The 4,293-nt window shown below is 75.4% G+C and carries 2 protein-coding genes; both read right to left on the minus strand.

Features of this window, described 5'->3' with window-relative positions:
- Window positions 1–1,948, minus strand: a 1,948-nt coding sequence (locus PINTE_RS20485; RefSeq protein ID WP_068434302.1) for an ATP-dependent DNA helicase RecG, incomplete at its 3' end; no start/stop codon positions are given.
- A 1-nt stretch (window position 1,949) separates the two neighbouring features.
- On the minus strand, window positions 1,950–4,268 hold the full coding sequence (locus PINTE_RS20490) for a DAK2 domain-containing protein (RefSeq protein ID WP_068434304.1): 2,319 nt from the start codon (window positions 4,266–4,268) through the stop codon (window positions 1,950–1,952).
- Between the last annotated feature and the right edge of the window lie 25 nt (window positions 4,269–4,293).

Here is a 4,293-nt window from a genome sequence, read left to right on the forward strand (position 1 = left end):
TCCCCGGCGCCAGCGGGGCCGGGAGGCGGTCGGCGCCCTGGACCGCGAGCAGGCACAACCCCGGCGCGCTGCCGCGGCCGACGCGGCCACGCAGCTGGTGCAGCTGGGAGACGCCGAACCGGTCGGCGTCGAGCACGACCATGACGGTGGCGTTCGGCACGTCGACGCCGACCTCGATGACGGTCGTGGAGACGAGCACGTCGACCTCGCCCGCGACGAAGGCCGCCATCACCGCCCCCTTCTCGTCGGCGGACAACCGGCCGTGCACCATCTCGATCCGGCAGCTCGCCAGCTCCGGACGCGCCCGCAACTCCTCGATCACCTCGTGCACCCCGCGCGGAGGCGGGCCGGCGAGTTCGTCGTCGAACTCGGGGCCGCCATCGGCGAGCGCGGCCTCGTCGTCTTCGCCGATGCGGGGGCACACGACGTAGGCCTGGTGACCGGCGGCGACCTCCTCGGCGACCCTCCCCCAGGCGCGGTCGTACCAGCGCTCGTTGGCGACGACGTGGGAGGTGATCGGGCTGCGCCCGGGCGGCAGCTGGGTGAGCACGGAGGTGTCCATGTCGCCGAACACGGTCATCGCGACCGTGCGGGGGATCGGCGTCGCGGTCATGACGAGCACGTGCGGCGCCTGCTTGGCCTTGCCGCGCAGGGCGTCGCGCTGCTCCACGCCGAAGCGGTGCTGCTCGTCGACGACGACGAGGCCGAGGTCGGCGAGCTGCACGTGCTTCTGGATGAGGGCGTGGGTGCCGATGACGATGCCGGCCTGCCCGGAGGCGGCGGCGAGCAGCGCCTGTTTGCGGGCGGCGGCGCTCTGGCTCCCGGTGAGCAGCGCGACGCGCGTGCCGTGCTCGAGGTCGTTCGTGCCGCCGAGCAGGCCGCCCTCGGCGAGGTCGCCGAGCAGCGCGCTGATCGACCGGTGGTGCTGGGCCGCCAACACCTCGGTCGGGGCCAACAGGGCGGCCTGCCCGCCGGTATCGATGACGGCGAGCATGGCCCGCAGCGCCACGACGGTCTTGCCCGAGCCGACCTCGCCCTGCAGGAGCCGGTGCATGGGGTGCGGGCGGGCGAGATCGGCCGCGATCTCCTCGCCGACGGCGCGCTGCCCGGCGGTCAGCTCGAACGGCAGCCGGGCGTCGAAGGCCTCCAGCAGGCCCCCGGCCGTCGGGGTGCGCGGCACCGCGGGCGCGCTGCGCTGCTCGCGGCGGCGCATGCCCAGGACGAGTTGCATGACGAACGCCTCGTCGTACTTCAACCGGCGCTTGCCCCGGGCGACGTCGCCGAGGTCCTCGGGCAGGTGCACGCAGCGCATCGCCTCGATGAGGCCGGGCATCCCCCGTTCACGCAGGATGTGCGGCGGCACCGGGTCGGGGGTGTCCTCCAGCGACGGCAGCAGCAGCTCGACGAGGTTGTTGACGGTCCAGCTGTCGACGCCCTTGACCTCGAGGTACACGGGGTACAGCGAACGCATCGCGAGCCCCATCGCCTCCTCGTCGAGGCCGTCGTCGCGGCGTGGGCGGCCCCGGGGGTCGACCTCTGCCTGAGGGATCATCTCGTAGCTCGGGTGGGTCAGGTTCCACCGGCCTTGGAAGCGGGTGACGCGCCCGGCGAACAGGCCGACCGCCCCGGGGATGAGGCGTTTCGCGTGCCAGTGCGGCTTGAAGAACGTCAGGTCGAGGGTGCCGGTGCTGGTCTGCACGGTGGCGTTGAGGATCGACCCGCGCCGAGTGCGCATCGGGCGCGTCTTGACCGACCCCACCTCGCCCACGACGACGACGTAGTTGCCCTCCTCCCACTTCGCGGTGTCGCTGCCCCGGCGGTCGAGGTAGCGGCGCGGGAGAAACCAGAGCAGGTCCTCGATGGTCTCCAGCCCGCGGTGGTCGAGCAGCGCCCGCGCCTGCTTCTTGTCCTCCAGCGCGTGGGCCAGCGGCGTGGCCAGCGTCACCATGTCATTCCACCCCCGCGATGAGCACCGGCCCGCCGGAGTCGGTGAGCTCCAGGCTCTGCACCTGCAGCTCCTCGTGGGTGCGGGCGAGATGCTCGCAGACGGCTCGCACGGCCCGCGTCGCGTCCGGTCGCGCCAGCAGCGTGAGCAGCTCCGGGCCGTCGCCCGCGGCCGCGAGGAGGTCGTCGACGAGCCGGATCGCCGCGTCCGACACGGCGTCGACGCCTGCCCGCTCAGGGACTTCAGCGCCGTCGTCGGCCTTCGGGGTCCGAGCGTCCCCGGCGCCGTCGGCGCTCTCGGCGCCGGGAGCGGCCTCCGCGGTCAGAGCGACCCCGGCGCCGTCGGCGATCTCGGTGTCGTCGACGGCCACAGCGCCGTCGGCGGCCCCAGCAACCTCGGGCAGCGTCGCGGAGCGCACCGCCGCGGCGGCGACCCTCATCTCCTCGGCGACCTGGGCGGCGGGCGCCTGCGGGTCGTAGACGGCGAGCGCGGCCACCGCGGCCGCCGGGCCGGGGGCCGCGACGAGCACGACGTCGATGCCGTCCGCGGCCGCCGCGTCGACCTCGGTGCGCACGACGTCGACGCAGTCGGTGACGAGCAGCACCGGCGAGATGGTGGCTTCGGTCAGCGCGGCCCGCAGTCGGGCGGGAATGTCGCTCGCGCAGTCGAGGTGCCGCCCCGGCGTGAGCATGCGCACACCGACGCTGAGCACGCTGATCGGGCCGTCGACCGGCGCCGCCGCCGGCTCGGGCGGCCGCGCGGCGGAGTCGGGCAGCGTCTCGGTGCGCACGCGCTGCACGTCCCGCGTGCCCGCCTCACCGGCGGCGTCGACAGCCGACTGCGCTGCGTCGGCCGGCACGTGGACGTGCACGAACAACGACTCCCCCGCCCCGGCGAGCACGACGCTGTCGCCCAGACCGTCGAGCGACGCCCGGAGTCGGTCGCGCCCGGCGTCGTCGAGCCCGACGGCCACGTAGGTGACCTCCACGTGCCCCGGCTGCTCGACCTGACAGGCGACCGGGTCGCCTCCGGCCGGGGCGTCCCCGTCCCGATCGGCGGCGTCAGGGGTGTCGGAGGTGTCGGCCGGCCCGGCGGTGTCTGTGGCGTGGGCGGCGTCGGTGGCGACCAGGTCGCCGTCGACGGCGGCACCCGATTGGCCGCCGGGGGCGCCGCGCCGCGGGCCGGCGGCCCGACCGGTGACGACGTCGTGCAGCGCGGTGAGCATGACGACGAGTCCGGCGCCGCCGGCGTCGACGACGCCGGCCTGCTTGAGCGTCGGCAGCTGCTCGGGCGTCGCGGCCAGGGCCTCCCGGGCTCCCTCGACGGCGGCCTCGGACACGTCGGACAACCGGCCGCCCTGCTCGGCGGCACGGTCGGCGGCCGTGGCGGCGCCCTCCGCCACGGAGAGCATGGTGCCCTCGACGGGCCGGCCGACCGCCGTCCAGGCCCGCTCGCTGGCCACCCGCAGCGCCTTCGCCAGCGCGGGCCCGTCGACCCGGCCGCGGGCGCTCGCCATCGTCTGCGTGAGTCCGCGGATGAGCTCCGACAGGATCGCGCCGGAATTCCCCCGCGCCGCTACGACGGTCGAGTGCGTCAGCGCCTCCCACGTCGTCTCCGACCGCGGCGGCTCCGAGCGCCGCCAGCGCTCCGGGAACACGTTCACCCCGCGACGAGTCGGCTGCGGCGAGCGCGCGTTCCCCGACTCACCCGCGGCGCCCGGCTCGGCGGGTGCCCCGGTGTCCGGCCGCTGCGAGGGTTCCGCGGATTCGATCGGCTCCGTAGGGGTTTCGACCTCCTTAGGGGTTTCGACCGGCGTCTCGGGGGATTCGCCCGGCTGCCCGTCGGGGTCGGCCGGCCGCTGGAGCGCCTCATCCGCCACCGCGGGCGGCTCGGCCTCCGGGGCGGGGTGCGAGCGCAGACCTCGGAGGGTGCCCGACAGGGTGTGCAGCATGTTGGTGCCGGTATCTCCGTCGGGCACGGGATACACGTTGAGCGCGTCGATGCGGGGCCGGTGCGCCGCGAGCGCGGCGCGGGCCCGGAACGCCCAGCGGCGCAGGGCCCCCGGGTCGAGCACCTCCAACTCGGCGCCCTCGCTCAAGTCCTCCGTCGAGCCCTCCGACGAGGCGTCGGACGAGCCCACGCTGGAGCCCTCGATCGAGCCATCCGTGGAGACCTCCGACGAGCCCTCGGTGGGGCCCTCGGGCATCGCCTCGGCCGGCGCCCCGTCCGGCGCAGGGCGCGACGACGCCCGGCCCGGGTCGGCGGCCTCGTCGGACCCACCCGTGGCCGGCGGCAGGGGAACGCGCGGCCGGTCCTCGTTCACACCGCATATCCTCACATCGGCCACC

Source organism: Piscicoccus intestinalis NBRC 104926 (assembly GCF_001515525.1).
Classification (GTDB): Bacteria; Actinomycetota; Actinomycetes; order Actinomycetales; family Dermatophilaceae; genus Kineosphaera; species Kineosphaera intestinalis.